This is a genomic window from Bradyrhizobium sp. F1.4.3 (assembly GCF_040548375.1).
In the GTDB taxonomy this organism is placed as follows: domain Bacteria; phylum Pseudomonadota; class Alphaproteobacteria; order Rhizobiales; family Xanthobacteraceae; genus Bradyrhizobium.
The window spans coordinates 91,897-111,245 of sequence record NZ_JBEPRN010000017.1 but is presented as its reverse complement, the minus strand read 5'-3'; the positions used below and the strand labels follow the sequence as shown (position 1 = coordinate 111,245).

The following is a 19,349-nucleotide window of genomic DNA, read 5'->3' as shown; positions in this document are numbered from 1 at the left end:
ATGCTAGAAGTGCCGGGGAAACGCCTTATCCATCTAAGGCATGTATCGATGTTCGACCTCAACCAGCTCCGCTGTTTCGTCACCGTTGCAGAAGAGCTGCATTTCGGCCGCGCCGCCGCGCGGCTCAACATGACCCAGCCGCCGCTGTCCCGGCAGATCCAGGTGCTCGAGCACATCATCGACGCGCCCCTGCTCGAACGCACCAGCCGCTCGGTACGCCTGACCCCGGCCGGGCGCAGCTTCCTGCCGGAGGCCCGCCGCATCCTGAAGCTTGCGGAAAGCGCTTCCCAGGTCGCCCGGCGCATCGCGCTCGGCAAGACCGGCTCGGTGAAGATCGGCTTCACCGCGGCGGCCGCCTACGGCTTCCTCCCCGAGCTCGTCGCCGCCTGCCGCGCCAAACTGCCGGAGGTCGATTTCTCGCTGAAGGAGATGGTGTCGGGCGACCAGTTCGAGGCGTTGACCTCGGGTCAGATCGACGCTGGCCTGTTGCGGCCACCGATCGCGCGGCCCGAACTGACGAGCCGCCGCGTCGTCGCCGAGCCCCTGCTCGCCGCAATCCCGAAGAAGCATCCGCTGGCGAATGCCGAAAACATCACCATCAAGGATTTCGACGACCAGCCCTTCGTGATGTATTCGCCCTATGAGAGCCGCTACTTCCACGACCTGCTGGTCGCGCTATTCACCCGCGCCGACATTCTGCCGCGCTATGTCCAGCACCTCAGTCAGATCCATTCGATCCTCGCCATGGTGCGCGCCGGTCTTGGCCTCGCCATCGTGCCGGCAGCGGCTGCAAGCCTGAAAATCTCCGACGTCCGCCTGCGCCCCTTGAAGCTGCGCACGCGCGTCCCCGTTGAGCTGTTCATGGTCTGGCGCCGTGACGACGAGAATCCCCTGCTCTCGGCCCTGGTGAAGATCGCGGGCGAATTGTCCTCGGCGGAGGCGATGGATGATTGATGCTGAATTCGTATCGGTCGATATAGGCTTTGGCTTGGACGCGCATCGAACGGTCTCCTAAACAGCAGCGCATGGACGCGCGCTTGAGTTGCGTCCTCGACAACACGAGAGAAGGGAGCAGCGCCCATGAGCAAGATGACCCCGCAGGAAATGGCCCAGAAGATCGGATCCGGCCTCCTGTCCTTCCCCGTCACGCCGTTCAAGGCGGACTATTCCTTCGACGAGGCGACCTATCGCGCCAACATGGACTGGCTCTGCGGCTATGACGTCGCCGGCCTGTTCGCCGCCGGCGGCACCGGCGAGTTCTTCTCGCTGACCCCGACCGAGGTTCCGCACGTCGTCAAGATCGCGGTCGACGAGACCAAGGGCCGCGTGCCCGTGCTCGCCGGCACCGGCTACGGCACCGCGATCGCCCGCGAGATCGCGATCGGCGCGGAAAAGGCCGGCGCCGACGGCCTGCTGCTGCTGCCGCCTTATCTGACCCATTCCGAGCAGGAAGGCCTGGCCGCCCATGTCGAGGCGGTCTGCGCCTCCGTGAAGATCGGCGTCATCGTTTACAACCGCGACAACGCCATCCTCCAGCCCGATACGCTGGCTCGCCTCGCCGAGCGCTGCCCGAACCTGGTCGGCTACAAGGACGGCATCGGCGACATCGAGCTGATGACCCGCGTCTACACCAGGCTCGGCGACCGCCTGACCTATATCGGCGGCCTGCCGACGGCGGAGACTTTCGCACTGCCCTATCTCGACATGGGCGTGACGACCTACTCCTCGGCCGTGTTCAACTTCGTTCCGGAATTCGCCACCAATTTCTACGCCGCAGTTCGCAAGCGCGACCATGCGACGATCCATGCCGGGCTGAAGGATTTCATCCTGCCTCTGATCGCGATCCGCAACCGCAAGAAGGGCTATGCGGTCTCGATCATCAAGGCGGGCATGAAGGTCATCGGCCGCGACTCCGGTCCGGTCCGCCCGCCGCTGACCGATCTCACCGAACAGGAGATCGCGGAAGTGGCCGCGCTGGTGCAAAAGCTGCCCGCCATCCGATCGTCACAACAGGCTGCAGAATAACAGACGACAACAGGGAGGAGCGTGCGATGGCCCAGACTGATATTTCTGGCGCACCGATCGTCACAGCGATGCAGGTGATCCCGGTCGCCGGCCGCGATAGCATGCTCCTCAACCTGAGCGGCGCGCACGCGCCGTTCTTCACCCGCAACATCGTCATCCTCACCGACAATGCCGGTCACACCGGCGTCGGCGAGGTGCCGGGCGGGCAAAAGATCTGGCAGACGCTCCAGGACGCCCGCGATCTCGTGATCGGCAAGACTGTCGGCGCGCTGAACAACATCCTCGCCGACATCCGCACCGCGTTCGCCGATCGCGACGCCGGCGGCCGCGGCAAGCAGACGTTTGACCTCCGCGTCATGATCCATGCCGTTACGGCGGTGGAGTCCGCGCTACTCGACCTGCTCGGCCAGCATCTCAATCTGCCCGTCGCCGCCTTGCTCGGCGAGGGCCAGCAGCGCAAGAGCGTCGAGACGCTCGGCTACCTCTTCTTCGTCGGCGACATCAGCAAGAGCAAGCTCGACTATGTCGCGGGCGAGACCGGCAAGCCCGAATGGTTCAACCTCCGCCACCAGGAGGCGATGACGCCGGAGACGGTGGTGCGGCTCGCTGAAGCCACCCACGACCACTACGGCTTCGCCGACTTCAAGCTCAAGGGCGGCGTGCTTCGCGGCGAGCAGGAGATCGAGGCCGTCACCGCGATCGCAAAACGCTTTCCCGACGCCCGCGTCACGCTGGACCCCAACGGCGCCTGGTCGCTCGACGAGGCGATCCGGCTCTGCAAGGACATGCACCGCATCCTCGCCTATGCCGAGGACCCCTGCGGCGCCGAGGCCGGCTTCTCTGGCCGCGAGATCATGGCCGAGTTCCGCCGCGCCACGGGGCTGCCGACCGCCACCAACATGATCGCGACCGACTGGCGGCAGCTTTCACACGCGCTGCGCCTCGGTGCGGTAGACATTCCGCTGGCCGATCCCCATTTCTGGACCATGCAAGGCTCGGTGCGCGTCGCCCAGACCTGCCGTGACAATGGCCTGACCTGGGGCTCGCACTCCAACAACCACTTTGACATTTCGCTCGCCATGTTCACCCATGTCGGCGCCGCCGCCCCCGGCAAGGTCACCGCGATCGACACCCACTGGATCTGGCAGGACGGCCAGGCGCTGACCAAGGAGCCGCTCCTGATCAAGGGCGGCAAGATCGCCGTACCCGAACGGCCGGGCCTCGGCATCGAGATCGACCGCGCGGCCATCGAGGCCGCGCATGAACTCTACAAGCAGCATGGACTTGGCGCCCGCGATGACGCTACAGCCATGCAGGACCTGATCCCCGGCTGGACCTTTGACGACAAGCGTCCCTGCCTCGTGCGTTAAAAACTCTCGGAGGACAACATGACTGCCATCCTGAAGAACTTCATCGGCGGCGAATGGGTCGACGGCTCCGGCGTCACCAAGAATATCAACCCCTCCAACACCAACGATCTCGTCGGCGAATACGCCAGGGCCGACAAGGCTCAGACCGAGAAGGCGATTGCGGCTGCAAAGGCCGCCTTTCCCGCCTGGGCGCAGTCGACACCGCAGGCGCGCTATGACGCGTTGAACAAGATTTCTCTCGAAATCATCGCCCGCAAGGAAGAGCTCGGCCGCCTGCTCGCCCGCGAGGAAGGCAAGACCCTTCCCGAGGGCATCGGCGAGGTCGCGCGCGCGGGCCAGATCTTTGCGTTCTTCGCCGGCGAGGCGCTGCGCCTGATCGGCGAGAAGGGCGCCTCGGTGCGTCCCGGCCTCGACGTCGAGCTCACGCGCGAGCCGGTCGGCGTCGTCGGCATGATCACGCCCTGGAATTTTCCGATCGCGATCCCGGCCTGGAAGATCGCTCCCGCGCTCTGCTACGGCAACACGGTGGTGTTTAAGCCGGCCGAGCTGGTGCCGGGCTCCGCGCACGCACTGTCCGAGATCATCACCCGCTCCGGCCTTCCGGCCGGCGTGTTCAATCTCGTGGTCGGCGCCGGCTCCGTGGTCGGCCAGACGCTCCTTGAGCATCCGGATGTCGCCGCGATCTCCTTCACCGGCTCGGTGCAGACCGGACGCAAGATCGCGCAGGCCTGCGTGCTTTCCAATCCCATGAAGAAATTCCAGCTCGAGATGGGAGGCAAGAATCCGCTGGTCGTGCTCGACGACGCCGACCTCAAGACCGCCGTCGAGGTCGCCGTCAACGGCGCCTATTTCTCGACCGGCCAGCGCTGCACCGCCTCCTCCCGCCTGATCGTCACCGAAGGCATCCACGACCGCTTCGTCGCGGCGATGGCCGAGCGTCTGAAAGGCCTGTCGGTGGACGACGCGCTCAAGGCCGGCGTCCATATCGGCCCTGTCGTCGATCAGAGCCAGCTCGATCAGGACCTGCGCTATATCAAGATCGGTCAGGACGAAGGCGCCAAGCTGGCCTGGGGCGGCGAGCTGCTCAAGCGCGAGACGCCCGGCCATTACCTCCAGCCGGCGCTGTTCACCGAAGCCAACAACAACATGCGCATCGCGCGCGAGGAGATCTTCGGCCCCGTCGCCGCGGTGATCCGCGCCAGGAACTACGACGAGGCACTCGCGATCTCCAACGACACCGAGTTCGGTCTCGCCTCGGGTATCTGCACCTCGAGCCTGAAATACGCCTCGCACTACAAGCGCAACAGCGAGTCCGGCATGGTGATGGTCAATCTGCCGACCGCCGGCGTCGACTATCACGTGCCGTTCGGTGGCCGGAAGGGTTCGAGCTACGGCGCCCGCGAGCAGGGCTCCTATGCGCGCGAGTTCTACACCACGGTGAAGACTGCCTATACCTATCCGGGTTGATAGGCTGACCTTGTAGGGTGGGCAAAGCGAAGCGTGCCCACCGCTCGCGATCGATGTTGAAGCATGGTGGGCACGGCGCTTTGCGCCTTTGCCCATCCTACAACTTCTTCTGTTGTTGAGGAAAGCGCATGGACCAGGACATCGCAGCGAAAGAGCAGCCCCGCTACATCAAGCTCAACGAGCGCGACAATGTCGCGATCGTGGTCAATGATTTCGGGCTTCCCGCCGGCTCCCGCTTTGCCTGCGGGCTGACGCTGCGCGCCTTCGTGCCGCAGGGGCACAAGACCGCGCTGGTCGACATCGCGCAAGACGCCCCGATCGTCCGCTATGGCGAGGTGATCGGCCATGCGCTCTCGCCGATCCTGGCCGGCGAATGGGTCGATGAAGCGCGCATCCGCATGCCGGAGGCCCCTGCGCTGGACAAGCTCGAGATCTCGACCGCGGTGCCCGCGCCGTTGCCGCCACTCGAAGGCTTTACTTTCGAGGGCTTTCGCAACACCGATGGCTCGGTCGGCACCAAGAACATCCTCGGCATCTCCTCCTCAGTGCAATGCGTCAAGGGCACGATGGAATATGCGGTCAAGCGCATCCGCGCCGAGCTGCTGCCCAAATATCCGAACGTCGACGACGTCGTGCCGCTGACGCATGCCTATGGCTGCGGCGTCGCCATCAACGCGCCTGACGCTGTAGTGCCGATCCGCACGCTGCAAAACCTTGCGCTCAACCCGAATTTCGGCGGCGAGATTTTGGTCATCAGCCTCGGCTGCGAGAAACTGGCGCCTGAGCGGCTGGTACCGGAAGGCATCAGCGATGCCATCGTGCGGATGCAGGACGAGGCGTTCGACGGCTTTGGCGCCATTGTCGATGCGATCATGACCCAGGCGGAAGCGCGCCTGAAAGTCCTCAACAAGCGTACCCGCGAAACCTGCCCGGCCGCCGATCTCGTGATCGGCCTGCAATGCGGCGGCAGCGACGCGTTCTCTGGCGTCACCGCCAACCCAGCCCTCGGCTTCGCCGCCGACCTGCTGGTGCGCGCCGGCGCCACCGTGATGTTCTCGGAAGTCACGGAGGTGCGCGACGCAATCCAGCTCCTCACCCGACGCGCCATCAACGAGGACGTCGGCCGCGCGCTGGTGCGCGAGATGGCCTGGTACGATTCCTATCTCGCCCGCGGCGGCGCCGATCGCAGCGCCAACACCACGCCCGGCAACAAGAAGGGCGGCTTGGCCAATATCGTCGAAAAATCGCTCGGCTCGATCGTCAAGTCCGGCTCGAGCGCGATCACCGGCGTGCTCTCGCCGGGCGAGAAGGCAACGAAAAAGGGAATGCTGTTTGCGGCGACGCCCGCCTCCGACTTCATCTGCGGCACGCTCCAGCTCGCTTCCGGCATGACCCTGCAAGTGTTCACCACCGGCCGCGGCACGCCTTACGGCCTTGCCGCCGCGCCGGTCATCAAGGTCGCAACGCGTAGCGAGCTTGCCCGACGCTGGAAAGACCTGATCGATTTCGATGCGGGCGGCATTGCCACCGGCGAGAAGACCATCGAGGAAACCGGCTGGGACCTGTTCCGCCTGATCCTCGATGTCGCCAGCGGCCGCACCAAGCCGTGGTCGGACCGCTGGGGCATCCACAACGATCTCACGCTGTTCAATCCGGCGCCGGTGACCTGAGCGCCGATCTCGACACCGCAAGACCAAGAGGGCCTCAATGTCCCGCATCACGACCCTGCGCACGATCCGCATCGACGAGCGACCGAATTTGATCTGGGTCGAGATCGAGACCGACGAAGGACTGACCGGCCTCGGTGAAAGCTTTCGTGGTGCGCAGGCGGTCGAGGCGGCAGTGCATGAGCTTGCGGCACCGCTGGTGCTCGGCCAGGACTCCCGTCGCATCGAGGCGATCTCGCGCCAGTTGCTGACGCCCTATCTCGGCTTCCACAGCGTCAGCGCCGAGGTGCGCGCGGCCAGCGCCATCGACATCGCGCTATGGGACATCAAGGGCCAGCGCCACGGCATTCCCGTGCACGAGGCGCTCGGCGGCGCGAGCCGGTTAGAGATCCGCGCCTACAACACCTGCGCCGGGTATGCCTATAATACCAAGAGCGCCAGGCGCCGCGAGATCGGCACTGATGATGCCGCGCTCGGCCCCTATGACGACCAGATCGCCTTCATGCGTGACGCCGGTGCGCTTGCCGAGAGCCTCTTGAGTGAAGGCTATGGCGCCATGAAGATCTGGCCATTCGATCCGTTTGCCGCCAACGGCGGCCATTCGATCTCGCTCACCGACCTGAAGACCGGGCTGGAGCCGTTCCGAAAAATCCGCGACGCGGTCGGCGATCGCATCGAGATCATGTGCGAGCTGCACAGCCTGTGGGGCCCGCACACCGCCGAGCGGATCTGCCGCGCGCTCGAACACTACAGCGTGTTCTGGGTCGAGGATCCCCTCAACAAGATGGACGATGTGCAGGGTCTCGCCGACCTCAGGCGGCGCGTGAAAACGCCGATCTGTGGCAGTGAGACCTTGGCGGGCGCGGCGAGCTTCCGCAATCTGCTCGCGGCCGACGCGATCGACGTGGTGATGCTCGACATCGCCTGGTGCGGCGGCCTGAGCGAAGCACGCAAGATCGCGGCGCTGGCGGAAGCCTACAACAAGCCGCTCGCCCCGCACGATTGCACCGGCCCGGTAGCGTTGATGGCGGGCCTGCATCTGGCGCTGCATGCGCCGACCGCGATCTTCCAGGAGGTCGTGCGCGCGACGCTGTCGACGTGGTATCGCGACCTCGTCACGACACTTCCGGCCGTGCGCAACGGCATCGTGTCTGCACCGACTGCCCCCGGTCTCGGGCTTGCCCTCAATCCGGACTTGCGTCGCCGCGCGGATGCAGTGGTGCGAGAGTCCAAACTCGGCGCATAAGGCACGATCAGCGTCACGCCGCGACGGATCCCCGCGAAGCCGTCCGCAAACATTGGCGTGATGCGCGCCTCACGTCATGCTGCCCGGCATGAAGCAGCGGACGCGCGGGTGGCCATCAATATAGTGCTTCCACACCATGGTGCGGCCAATCTTGTTCGGCTCGCTGATGACCGCGCCGTCTGGCACGACGACCCACTCCTCGTCGAGATGCACGCGGTAGTGCCCCTGATCGGACTCCCAGTCGACATCGGCGACGACATAGCCATCAGCGTCGGAGCAGCACTGCCCGTATTCGCTGCGCAGGCTCTCGAACCAGGGTTTGAGCGGCGAGTTGGCGTAGCGCCCGTCGTCACGCGCAAGCGCCGATGTCGCCAGCAGCGTCATCAGCCCCAGCAGCGTCGCCGCACACGGTCTTGCAAGTCTCATATCGTCTTCCCGCGGATCGAAATCGGCGCCGCGAGGGACAAACAACGTCGCCCGCCCCTGCCGACGGCGGCAGGCGCTGACATGGCGACTCGTTCCCCCAGCAGCTTTGCGACAGCTATGCAAATCCGGCGCCAGCACGCATTCCGGGGAACTACTGGCGCAGCAGCGTTATCCTCGACCGGCGTGTGTGTCCTGCATGGCGAGAGATCGCGCAGGAGTAGCTTTGGGGGCGCAACGCCGGCCGACGCCCAGCCTGTGCCCGATCTTTGCGGGGCGGCGGCGATTTGGCCGTGGCTCTTTCGGAACCGCCCTTGTTGCGCTAGGACGTGAGGGACATTGCTGCGGTCCCGATGACATCGTTTAACCAACTGTTTCGAATGGAAAAGTCGAGTATCGGCGCGACACGCACGGGGCTGTCGGCGCTATGAGTTCCAGAGACTTGCTCCCCGGCCAGCAGGAGCCGACCGACCTGCCGGCAAACGAGGTGCAGTTTGCGCTCGTGATCTCGCGCATGCTCGAGACGGTGACGGACGACGCGGAATTCAGGCGGCAGATCGTCTACGACCTTGCCCGCTACAAGCTTCTGGAGCAGTTCACCTACGCGGACGCGAAGAACATCGAGCAGATGAAGCGGGCGCTCGAGGTCGCAATTGACGAGGTCGAGAAGTTCTCGCTTGAACAGGCCCCCCTTGAGCGTTTGCCGCAACAACAGCTCACGTCGTCCAGAGCGGCCGAGACAGGCGGACATCTCGTGGCCGCCGACGCTCCGGTTCTGCGATCAGGGATCGAGATATCCCGCAGCAAGCGGCCCGCGATCTCAGGTCCGCTCTGGCCGGTGATCAAGCGCACAGCGGCGATCCTGCTTGCCGCCAGCGCCGTCGTTCTTCTCATCTCGCAGCGGGACAATATCGCATGGCTGCGCCGGCTGGTTTCGCCCCAGACCCACGAGATCGCGCAAGTCCCGCCCAAACCGGAGACGACGGTCACGGTGACAAAGCCTGAGATGGCAGCTGCCGTCGCGGCGCCGGCGAAACCGACGCGCGTCCTTCCGACCGACTACGGCATCTACGCTTTGGTCGATGATCGTTCACTCGCGGAGCTGAACGCGACCGGCGTGACGGCGCCGGACATGCGGATCGCGATTTCACCGGAGTTCAAGAAGCCCGATCGGCCCCATCTGCCAAACGGCCACCCCAAATTCATCGTGTTCCGCCGCGACGCCGCAAACTCTATCCCGGAGCGCGTCGAGGTTCGGGTGGTGGCGAAAATCGCCAGAGAGTTTTCGACCGACGCCGCAGGCAAGACGCTGAGTGGTGGAGACGACGTCGGGGTCATCCGCAATTTCTCCTATCCGTTCCGGGTGTCACCGATTCCGGGGACACCCGAGATGTACGAACTTCACGCGGGCGATTCAGAGCTCGAGCTTCCGCCGGGACATTACGTCCTGAGCCTGGGGACACAGGCCTACTATTTTCAGGTCGACGGCGAGATCACCGATCCCCGGCAATGCCTGGAGAAGGTCGTTGCCGGCAACGGGACGTTCTATGCGCCTTGCAAGAAGGCGCGGACTTATTGACTGCTCCGCGACGGGCGAGCCTACTTCTTCGCTGCCGGCGCCATCATCATCGCGCCGCCCTTCTTGGTCGCGGGCGCGGGCGGCAGCTTGGTCGCGACGGCCTGCGCGGGGAGATATTTGGCGACGATGGCGGGATCGACCTCGGCGATGCTGGCATCCGGCAGGCGCGTCCAGGTCTCGTCCTTGCCGAACAGCGAAATGCCGAGAAAGCCGCGCATGGTCAGCGTCTGCCCGTCCGGGCTGACCGTCATCTTGGCCTTCCAGATGTTACCGTCGCGCGGATTGACCACGTTGCCGCCCTCATACTTCAATCCGTCGCGCTTCATGTCGCGGATGAAGGAGAGCCCGAGCACCGGCGCGTTCTTGCGATCGTCGGTGCATTTGGTGCAGGCCTCGTTCGGATCGTCGCCGGGACGCGGAAAGGTCTTGGCGATCACGCCTTCGAACACTCCGTTGTGGTCGATGAAGAGGAACCAGCCCACCGTCTTGCCGTCTTCGACCTTCTGCCAGAGACCCGCGGCGGTTGGCTGCTGGGCTTGCGCCGCAGCCGGGCTCACCGCGCCAAGCGACAGCGCGAGCGCGAGGAGCGAAAGCAGCCGAAAGCCGGGAAAGAGATTCCGCATTATGATCACCTTGCTAAGCCAATGACCTTGCTAGCCAAGACTGCAATGGCCGCAGACTACGGCGATTTCGCGAACGATTCCAGCGCCAGAAACATGGGGCACGCCTTCCCGCTTCGGCCGCCGTCAGTTGACACCGAGTTTTTTTTGCAGGCTGGAGGACGAGGTCGTGTACTGGAACACCAGCCGCTTGTCCGGATAGACGTAGTGGTAGGCCTTTTGCGACATCAGCGCGCCCTCGTGGAAGCCGCACAGGATCAGCTTGATCTTGCCGGGGTAGGTGTTGATGTCGCCGATTGCGAAGATGCCGGGGACGCTGGTCTCGAACGCGGATGTCTCGACCGGCACCAGATTGTTCTCGAGCGCAATGCCCCAATTCGCGACCGGGCCGAGCTTCATGGTCAGTCCGAAGAACGGCAGCATCGTGTCGCAGGAAATTTCGGCGACGCTGTTGTCGTTGCCCTTGACGGTGGCGCCGGTGAGCTTGCCCTCAGTGCCGGCGAGCGCGGTGACCTGGCCGAGCCGGAGATCCATCTTGCCGGCCGCAACCAGCGCGCGCATCTGCTCGACGCTGTGGGGCGCCGCGCGAAAATCGTCGCGCCGGTGCAGCAGCGTGATGCGCTTGGCGATCGGATGCAGATTGAGCGTCCAGTCGAGCGCGGAATCGCCACCGCCGACAACCAGCACGTTCTTGTCGCGGAACGTTTCCATCTTGCGCACGGCGTAGTGCACCGAGCTGCCTTCATAGGCCTCGATCCCAGGCACCGGCGGACGCTTGGGCTGGAACGAGCCGCCGCCGGCCGCGATCACCAGCACCTTGCATTCGAACACCTTGCCGGTGTCGGTGGTGCAGCGAAACAAGGGGTCACCGATCTTCTCCACGGTCTCGACCATCTCGCCGAGATGGAAGGTCGGATGGAACGGCTTGATCTGCTCCATCAGCGCGCCGGTCAGGCCCTGGCCGGAGACCTGCGGAATACCGGGAATGTCGTAGATCGGCTTTTCCGGATAGAGCTCGGCGCACTGGCCGCCGACCTTGTCAAGGATGTCGACGAAATGCGTCTTCATGTCGAGAAGGCCAAGCTCGAAGGCGGCGAACAGACCGCAGGGGCCGGCACCAATAATCAGCACATCGGTTTTGATCGCGTCGCTCATGTCGTCTCTTTTATCGGTCGTAATCGGTTGGACGGCGCCCGGCGGGCAGAGGTGACCCTGCCTGTCTAGCCAACGCGGATGGATCAGGGAAGGCATAAAAGCGGGAGCGCCCCGCAGCCGCGGCCACTTGCCGGGTCAAACCAACTGGGATGTAACGAGGATGGATATGACGGAGATCAACCGGTGAACGCACCAAGCCGCCTCGATACGACGCCGCGCCTGGAGGACTTCCCTTTTCGCCTCAGCGACAACGTCCGCTTCGGCGATCTCGACCCCAACCAGCACGTCAACAACGCGGTCTACGCAACCTATTTCGAGACCGGCCGCGTCACGCTGATGAAGAGCCCACAATACGGGCTGACGCCGCCGGGGCTCGCCTGGATCATGGTGCGGCTCGACATGCATTTCCGCGCCGAGCTGCGCTGGCCGGGTACGATCGAGCTTGGCCTCGGCGTGGTGAAGCTGGGACGAACCTCGGTGACCTTCGAGCAGGTCGTGTTTTCGGAAGGCAAGTGTATCGCGTCGGCGACATCTGTCGGCGTGATGCTCGACGAAGCGACGCGGCGGCCTGCGCCGCTCACCACGGAAGTGATCGAGAAGTTGAGACCCTGGCACAAGCGCGGCATTGAGATCGCGCCGCCGAGCACATAACGCATGATCCGGAAAAGTGTGTAGCGGTTTTCCGGAGAGATCATGCACTCTTAAAGAGTTAAAGCTAGGCCTGACGTTCCGGCGTTGCCACCACGAGCCCGTCGAGTTCGTCGCTCACCTTGATCTGACAGGACAGGCGCGAGTTCGGGCGCACATCGAAGCCGAAGTCGAGCATGTCCTCTTCCATCGGCGTCGGGCTGCCGACCTTCTCGCGCCAGGCTTCGTCGACATAGACATGGCAGGTCGCGCAGGCGCAGGCGCCGCCGCATTCGGCTTCGATGCCGGGAATGCTGTTGCGAATGGCGGCTTCCATCACGGTCGCGCCGTTCTCGACGTCCACGGTACGGGTTTCGCCCTTGTGATCGACAAAGTGAATTTTGGCCATGTGTGCTCGTGCTGCCGCGATCTTGGGAAAAAGGAGGGTCCGGGCTGTCCTATAACGGGTCGATCCGGCCCGCGCCATAGCGTTTTCGAGCGAAGTGGATCCCGGTTCGCGTGAAGAAAACCCGTCAAAACAAAAGACTGGAGCCACCCGCAGCGAGTGGGGCGTCGCCTCAGTGCTTCAGGATCACCGCGATGGCGGCGCGGACCTCGGCGACAGCCTCTTTGAGAGCCGCGAGGGCATGCGGCCGATTGTGGCCGGTCCGGAGTGCGGTCTCAAGGCTTGCGGCGGCATCCGCCACCGCAAACGCGCCGATTCCGCGCGCCGAGCCCTTGAGCTTATGCGCGAGCGCGCCAGCCTCGGCCGGCAGCGCCGCCATCGTCGCGAGCAGGCGGACCGCCTGCTCGGCGAACATCGCGAGGACTTCCTGTTCCAGTTCGGCATCGCCGAGCGTCATGCGCGACAGGTGGTCGAGATCGAGGGGGCTGTCGATGGGCGCAATCGGGGGCGACGGCATCCAGTCCATCCGTTGCAGTTCAGGCATCATGGCGCAGGCCCCGGCATCGCGGACGTTCCGCCGGTCCGGCGGTGAGCTTTCGCCTCACCCAAGCACAAGAATGGTTAACGAAGTGTTCGGGCTGCTCTACGCAATTCTGCCGATTTATTGACGAAAAGTTGCCGCAATCCGCCAAGTTCCGTGGAGAATTTCATTTAGGGCTAAGGCGTTACGGGGCGATCCTGTTAACGATGATTAAGAATGTCTTAATCGCAGGCATTTCATTCGCGACGCTCTGCCAATAGGATGTTGCGGAAATTAGCGGACAAGCCGTCCGGGTGGGGACGGCTCGGAGATCCGCGCAAGCGGCATGATCCGGTCTGTGGGCTTGCGTAGCGCGCGGGGCTCGCGGGGGGACGCGTACAAGTAACGAGGGCTCGGACTGAACATGGCGAACACTCCGAAAAAGGTCAAAGACCCGACAGAAGATGCGCTTTCTGCGATCCAGGAAGCCCTGAACATCAGCGACACAGCTGCGGATACCAGCCGCAACGCGTCGGCGCGGAACGAAACGGCGCCCTCGGTGGCGCCGCCGATGCCGCCCGTGTTCGACGAGCCGGCCTTCGACCCGCGCCCTGCCGCGAACGAGCGCAACGTGTTCGATCCGATCGAGGAACCGCGCTCTTCGCGCCGCGCCGCCAATGACGACCGCGAGACCATCGGCCAGCTGCTCCAGTCGTTGCAGACGGGACGCCCTGCCCGCAGCATCTACACGGGCGCAACGATCTTTACCGTGATCTGGCTCGCCGCCTGCGCCGCGCTGACGGTCGGCTTCCTGCCCTCGATCCAGGCCGCCATGGGCCAGAGCGGCGGCATGCTGGCGATTGCCGGCCTGGTCACGATGTTCTTCGCGCCGATCATGCTGTTCTACTTCCTGGCGAGCCTCGTCTGGCGCGGCCAGCAAATGAGCTCGGTCGCTCAGGCGATGGCGCAGGTGGCGATCCGCTTCTCCGAGCCGGAAGGCTCCGCTTCCGATTCCATGGTCACCGTCGGTCAGGCCATCCGCCGCGAAGTGGCGGCGATGGGCGACGGCATCGAGCGCGCGATCGCGCGCGCCGGCGAACTGGAGACGCTGGTCGCCAACGAGGTTGCGGCACTCGAACGCGCCTATTCCGACAACGAGGTGCGCATCCGCGCCCTGCTCCAGGACATCGCGCACCAGCGCGACAATCTGGTCGGCCAGGCCGAGCAGGTCCGCAGCGCCATCTCCGGCGTGCAGATTGATCTGCGCCACGACATCGCGCTGATCTCGGACGCGATCGCCTCACGCGTCGACGAGGTCGCCAAGTCCATCACCGGCGCGCTGGAAGAGCGCGGCGCCCACATCACCGGCGCACTGAGCAACGCCGGCGACAACATGATCCTGGCGCTCGGCGAGCGCGGCGGCGACCTGCTCGACCGCCTCGAGGAGGCGAGCGCCGAGACCACGCGCGCGGTGCTCGACGCCAGCGAGCGGCTGACCACCAGCCTCAACTTCAAGACCGGCCACGTCCACGACGAGTTCGTCGACCTCGCCGACCGCGTCCACGAGATGCTGAACGAGCGCATCGACCGCATCACCGGCGAGTTCGAGCAGCGTTCCGCCGCGATCGTCGACGGCATCTCGGAGCGCACCGAACAGGTGCACGATAGCCTGAAGAATTCGTCGGACTCGCTGCTGCTCGAGCTCGAGCTGCGCTCCAACGATCTCTCCGCCAAGATCGACGACGCCGGCAACCGCCTCGCCGGCCAGATCATGACCTCCGGCGACAAGGCGAGCGAGGCGCTCGACGCCACCGTCAACACGCTGGTCGCCAAGGTTGTGAGCCAGACCGAGACCGCGCACGACTCGCTGTCGCTCCAGATGAGCGCGTTCGACGAGCTGGTGAAGAACCAGGGCTCCGAGCTGGTCGAGAAGTTCGCCCGCGACTCCGGCACGCTGGGTGCGCTGATCACGCGCCACATCTCCGAGTTCGACCGCACCGTGAAGACCTTCGGCGGCGAGATCGTCGACCGCATGGGCCAGCGCACGCAGGACATCCACGAGACACTGAAGACCTATGTCGACAATTTCGACACCCGCTTCACCTCGCACGGCGGCCAGATCACCGGGGCGCTCGACCAGCGCCTGGTGCAATTCGAGACCACGATCGGCGAACACGTCACCAACCTCGACGCCTCGCTGAACGGCAAGATCGCTGGCCTCGACAGCACGATCGAAGGCCACATCAAGACCTTCGACGAGCAGCTCGGCGGCCGCGTCGGCGCACTCGAACAATCGTTCGACGCGCGCGCGAAGTCCGTCACCGAGACCATCGACGGACGTCTCAACACGCTCGCGACGACGCTGACCGACGGTGCCACGCAGGCGATCCAGTCGATCGACTCCCGCCTCACCCATCTCACGACGTCGCTGACCGACGGCGCCTCGCAGACGATCCAGACCATCGACACGCGGCTGACCCATCTCACGACGACGCTCACCGGCGGCGCGACGCAGGCGCTCGAATCCATCGACTCACGCCTGACTTACCTGACCGGTGCGCTGACGAACGGCGCTTCGCAGGCCGTGCAGTCGATCGACACCCGCCTCACCCTGCTGACGTCGACGCTCACGGACGGTACCGCGCAGGCGATCGAGGCGGTGGACCGCCGCATCACCGGCGTCACCGAGATCATCGACGGCCGCAGCATGCACCTGACCGACACGGTCACGGCGCGCTTCCAGGACATCCACCAGGCCATCGAGACCAAGGTCGGTTCCGTCGCCAGCGACATCGACGTGCGCGTGGCGCAGTTCGAGGACCTGCTCGGCTCGCGCGTCGAGGCCGTCGCCGGCCGCATCGAGAGCAGCGGACGCCAGGCCAGCGAGGACATGATGTCTCGCGCCGAGATGATCTCGACCACCATCCGCTCGCATGTCGAGGACGCCGAGCGCTCGCTCACCAACCTCGTGGTCAACACCAGCGAGACGATCCAGACCGGCGCGCGCACTGCCCAGCAGTCGCTGATGACGGTCTCCTCCGACGTCAACGCCCAGCTCAAGATGACCTCCGCCGAGGTCGAGCGCGCGCTGACCGCGGTCGGCACGGGTGCCGCGAACTCGATTTTGAGCAGCGCCCGCGAGGCGCAGTCGACCCTGGTCTCGGCATCGGGCGATGCTTCCAACCAGATCAAGTCTCTGTCGGCCGACGTCGAACGCACGCTGTCGGCGGCGGGCTCGGCCACCGCAGCCTCGATCCTGGCCGGCGCCCGCGAGGTGCAGACCACGCTCGTCACCGCCTCCTCGGATGCGGCCAACCACGTCAAGACTCTCACCGCCGACGTGCAGCGCTCGCTCTCGATGGCCGGCTCCACCACGGCGGAGTCGATCACCGCCGGCGCCCGCGATGCGCAGAGCACGCTGATCGCGACCTCGACCGAGACCGCAAACCAGATCAAGGCGCTGTCGTCCGACGTGCAGCGTTCGCTCTCGATGGCGGGCACCTCGACGGCCGAGACCATCACGGCCGGGGCCCGCGAAGCCCAGAGCACGCTGGTCAACGCGTCCTCGGATGCAGCAACCCAGGTCAAGTCGCTCGCGGCGGAAATGCATCGCTCGCTCTCGCAGGCAGGTCAGACCACCGCCGAGACGATCACGGCCAGCGCCCGCGACGCGCAGAGCACCCTGCTCGCGGTCTCGGCCGAACAGACCGGCCAGGTCCGCTCGCTGGCGGCCGAGATGCAGCGCGCGCTGGCGACCGCCGGCGGCGCCACCATCGAGGCGCTCACCAGCGGCGTGCGCGAGGCCCAGGGCACGCTGATCTCCGCATCGACGGACGCGGCGAGCCAGATCAAGTCGCTGACCACGGACATCGAGCGCACGCTGACCTCGGTCGGCGCCGACACCGCCTCGACGATCCTCAGCAGCGCGCGTGAGGCGCAGACGTCGCTGACCTCGACGTCGGCCGACGCCGCCAGCCAGATCCGCACGATCTCGACCGAGATCGAGCGCGTGCTCAGCACGGCGACTGCGAACGCGACCAACGACATCCAGACCAGCGCGCTCAACGCCCAGAACGCGCTGATCAACGCCTCCAGCGAGGCGAGCTCGCGGGTCAAGTCGAGCTCGGTCGACGTCGAGCGCTCGGTGCTCGCCGCCAGCAGCAGCTTCGGCCAGGCCATGACCGGCAAGACCGACGAGATCGTCACCTATGTGCAGCAGCAGGCCGACCGTCTCTCGAACATGATCGACGCCAAGCGTGGCTCGCTGGTCGATGCTATCGGCTCGAAGGCCAGCCAGCTCACGCTCGACATCGACCGCGTCACCTCCGACGCGCTGAAGTCGATCGAAACCCGCGGCTACGCGTTCTCGCAGACCATGATGGGCAACGGCTCCGAAGTGGCCCGGACCATCAACTCGGCGAGCGAGATGGCGACCGGTGCCGTCGGCAAGTCGCTCAAGGATCTCGAGCAGGCCTCGCGCGCGGCGATCGACCAGTCGCGCCAGGTTTCGATCGCGGCCGTCACCGAGATGCAGGAGACCAGCAAGATCTTGCGCACCGATACGGTGGCCCTGTTCGAGCGGCTGCGCGAAGGCAACATCCTCCTCCAGGAGGTGTTGACCGGCGCCCACGACAACCTCAACTCGCTCGAGCGAGCGCTGGTGACGCGCGTCGCCGATTTCGTCTCGGCGATGAACGACGTCACCTCGCGCAACGGGGCTGCGACGCAGAACCTGGAAGACCAACTCAACGTCTTCAATACGAAGACCACGCGGGCGCTCCAGGATCTTGGCGAGCTGTCGACCCAGTTCGACGCGCACGGCAAGGCGCTGGTCGATGCCGCCCAGGTCGTGGAGCAGAGCAACAAGAACACCACCGCTTCGCTCGCCGAACGCAAGCAGGCGCTGGAATCGCTCGTCACCACCATCGACCTGCGCACGACCGACCTCGACCAGCGCCTGTCGCGCTTCACCGGCTTGCTCGATGAATCGCTTGCAGCCGCCGAAGAGCGTGCCCGCGACATCGCCCGCGTGGTGGCGGAAACCGCCGGCGCCGGCTCGGCCGCGATCACCCGCCAGTTCGAAGCGGTGCGGTCGGCGTCCGAGGAGGAGCATCGGCAGACCATCGATGCCATGCACGACATCTACCGCCAGACCACCGACGAGGCGGATGCGATGTTCAAGCAATCGGCCGAGAAGTTCGGCAACCTCGTCTCCAGCATGAAGCAGATGGCGTTCGAGATGCACAACGAGCTCGAAGCCACCCGCAACGAGCTGCGCCGCGGCGTGCTCGAGATGCCGCAGGAGGCCGCCGAGAGCACCGCGCAGATGCGCAAGGTGATCGTCGACCAGATCGAGGCGCTCGCCGAGCTCAACCGCATCGTGGCCCAGCATGGCCGCGGCCTCGACGTCACCACGACGGGCCGCGCCACCGTGCAGCGCCAGGAAGAGCCGATGCTGGCAACCGTCGGCGGCCGCAGTACCGAAACGCGCGTCCGCGAGAGCTCCAGCGCCGCGACCCTGCCGCCGCCGGATCTCGGCGTGCCCGCCTCGCGCCGCACCGAGGCACCGCCGGTTGCACCTGGCAGCAATGACCAGGGCCGCGACGGCTGGCTGTCGGACCTGTTGAACCGTACGGACGCCAACCAGGGTGCTCCGACCGGACGTGAGGCCCCGCGCGGCCGCCAGTCTGCACCCGCTCCGCAGCCGCAGGCTCCGCAGGGTGGCGGCAATCCGCTGGAATCGCTGTCGCTCGACATCGGCCGGTTGATGGACCGCAACCTCGCATCCGAGATGTGGGACCGCTACCAGCGCGGCGAGAACAAGGCCTTCACCAAGCGCCTTTACACGCCCGCCGGCCAGAAGGCCTTTGACGAGGTCGCCCGCAAGTACCGCGCCGACCGCAACTTCAAGGGCACGGTCGACCGCTATATCGGCGAGTTCGAACGCCTGCTCGACGAAGTCGCGCGCGACGGCCGCGGCCCGCAGGAACTGCGCAGCCACCTCACGTCGGAGACGGGCCTGGTCTACACCCTGCTCGCGCACGCGGCGGGCCGGCTGGGGTGAGACGAAGCTCGCGAATGGCGAGCGGCGAGTAGCGAATGAAAACGGAGGCCTCACGGCCTCCGTTTTTTGTTTGGGTCCGTGATTGCAATAATGGTGTTGAGAAAGCCTGCGCATCACGGTTGCTCTCGTGCCCGGACGCGGCGCAGCGCCACTTCGGCGGTGCGCTGCAGAGCCGGGGCC

The 19,349-nt window shown here is 65.4% G+C and carries 14 protein-coding genes; 9 read left to right on the top strand and 5 right to left on the bottom strand.

The features are described from left to right. The first annotated feature begins 48 nt into the window (after positions 1 to 48). The 6 genes from ABIB73_RS30915 to ABIB73_RS30890 all read left to right on the top strand — a co-directional run bounded on the left by ABIB73_RS30915 (position 49) and on the right by ABIB73_RS30890 (position 7,775). A complete protein-coding gene (locus ABIB73_RS30915) occupies positions 49 to 954 on the top strand; it encodes a LysR family transcriptional regulator (RefSeq protein WP_354230271.1) in 906 nt (301 codons plus the stop codon). Between the two features lie 126 nt (positions 955 to 1,080). Then, a complete protein-coding gene (gene kdgD / locus ABIB73_RS30910; RefSeq protein ID WP_354230269.1) occupies positions 1,081 to 2,025 on the top strand; it encodes a 5-dehydro-4-deoxyglucarate dehydratase in 945 nt (314 codons plus the stop codon). A 26-nt stretch (positions 2,026 to 2,051) separates the two neighbouring features. After that, the gene (gudD, locus tag ABIB73_RS30905) at positions 2,052 to 3,395 is read left to right on the top strand and encodes a glucarate dehydratase (protein ID WP_354230267.1); all 1,344 of its coding nucleotides are present in this window, start codon (positions 2,052 to 2,054) and stop codon (positions 3,393 to 3,395) included. Positions 3,396 to 3,413: 18 nt separating this feature from the next. Next, positions 3,414 to 4,862, top strand: coding sequence for an aldehyde dehydrogenase family protein (locus tag ABIB73_RS30900; RefSeq protein WP_354230265.1), 1,449 nt, complete (start codon positions 3,414 to 3,416; stop codon positions 4,860 to 4,862). Between the two features lie 128 nt (positions 4,863 to 4,990). Beyond that, positions 4,991 to 6,532 carry a galactarate dehydratase gene (gene garD, locus ABIB73_RS30895; protein WP_354230263.1) on the top strand — a complete coding sequence of 514 codons (1,542 nt, stop codon included), beginning with the start codon at positions 4,991 to 4,993 and terminating at the stop codon, positions 6,530 to 6,532. 37 nt (positions 6,533 to 6,569) lie between these two features. Continuing rightward, complete coding sequence (locus ABIB73_RS30890; protein WP_354230261.1) at positions 6,570 to 7,775, top strand: mandelate racemase/muconate lactonizing enzyme family protein; 1,206 nt, start codon at positions 6,570 to 6,572, stop codon at positions 7,773 to 7,775. Positions 7,776 to 7,844: 69 nt separating this feature from the next. Here the strand turns inward: ABIB73_RS30890 and ABIB73_RS30885 are convergent, their stop codons facing one another. Beyond that, positions 7,845 to 8,201, bottom strand: a complete 357-nt coding sequence (locus ABIB73_RS30885; RefSeq protein WP_354230259.1) for a hypothetical protein — start codon at positions 8,199 to 8,201, stop codon at positions 7,845 to 7,847. A gap of 424 nt (positions 8,202 to 8,625) precedes the next feature. On the opposite strand from ABIB73_RS30885, the gene ABIB73_RS30880 reads away from it, so the two are divergent. After that, positions 8,626 to 9,777: a hypothetical protein gene (locus ABIB73_RS30880; RefSeq protein WP_354230257.1), complete on the top strand. Its 1,152-nt coding sequence runs from the start codon at positions 8,626 to 8,628 to the stop codon at positions 9,775 to 9,777. A gap of 20 nt (positions 9,778 to 9,797) precedes the next feature. On the opposite strand, the gene ABIB73_RS30875 is transcribed toward ABIB73_RS30880, so the two are convergent. Both ABIB73_RS30875 and ABIB73_RS30870 read right to left on the bottom strand, forming a co-directional pair. Beyond that, entirely contained in the window at positions 9,798 to 10,400 is a 603-nt protein-coding gene (locus tag ABIB73_RS30875) for a DUF2147 domain-containing protein (protein ID WP_354230255.1), read from the bottom strand. Between the two features lie 123 nt (positions 10,401 to 10,523). After that, positions 10,524 to 11,552: an NAD(P)/FAD-dependent oxidoreductase gene (locus tag ABIB73_RS30870; protein WP_354230253.1), complete on the bottom strand. Its 1,029-nt coding sequence runs from the start codon at positions 11,550 to 11,552 to the stop codon at positions 10,524 to 10,526. Positions 11,553 to 11,735: 183 nt separating this feature from the next. On the opposite strand from ABIB73_RS30870, the gene ABIB73_RS30865 reads away from it, so the two are divergent. Then, a complete protein-coding gene (locus ABIB73_RS30865; protein ID WP_354230251.1) occupies positions 11,736 to 12,203 on the top strand; it encodes an acyl-CoA thioesterase in 468 nt (155 codons plus the stop codon). 64 nt (positions 12,204 to 12,267) lie between these two features. On the opposite strand, the gene ABIB73_RS30860 is transcribed toward ABIB73_RS30865, so the two are convergent. Then, positions 12,268 to 12,588, bottom strand: a complete 321-nt coding sequence (locus tag ABIB73_RS30860) for a 2Fe-2S iron-sulfur cluster-binding protein (protein WP_045008721.1) — start codon at positions 12,586 to 12,588, stop codon at positions 12,268 to 12,270. A 169-nt stretch (positions 12,589 to 12,757) separates the two neighbouring features. Further along, positions 12,758 to 13,102 carry an Hpt domain-containing protein gene (locus tag ABIB73_RS30855; RefSeq protein WP_354230317.1) on the bottom strand — a complete coding sequence of 115 codons (345 nt, stop codon included), beginning with the start codon at positions 13,100 to 13,102 and terminating at the stop codon, positions 12,758 to 12,760. A gap of 427 nt (positions 13,103 to 13,529) precedes the next feature. On the opposite strand from ABIB73_RS30855, the gene ABIB73_RS30850 reads away from it, so the two are divergent. Further along, positions 13,530 to 19,169, top strand: a complete 5,640-nt coding sequence (locus ABIB73_RS30850; RefSeq protein WP_354230249.1) for an apolipoprotein A-IV repeat region-like domain-containing protein — start codon at positions 13,530 to 13,532, stop codon at positions 19,167 to 19,169. Positions 19,170 to 19,349: the final 180 nt, after the last annotated feature.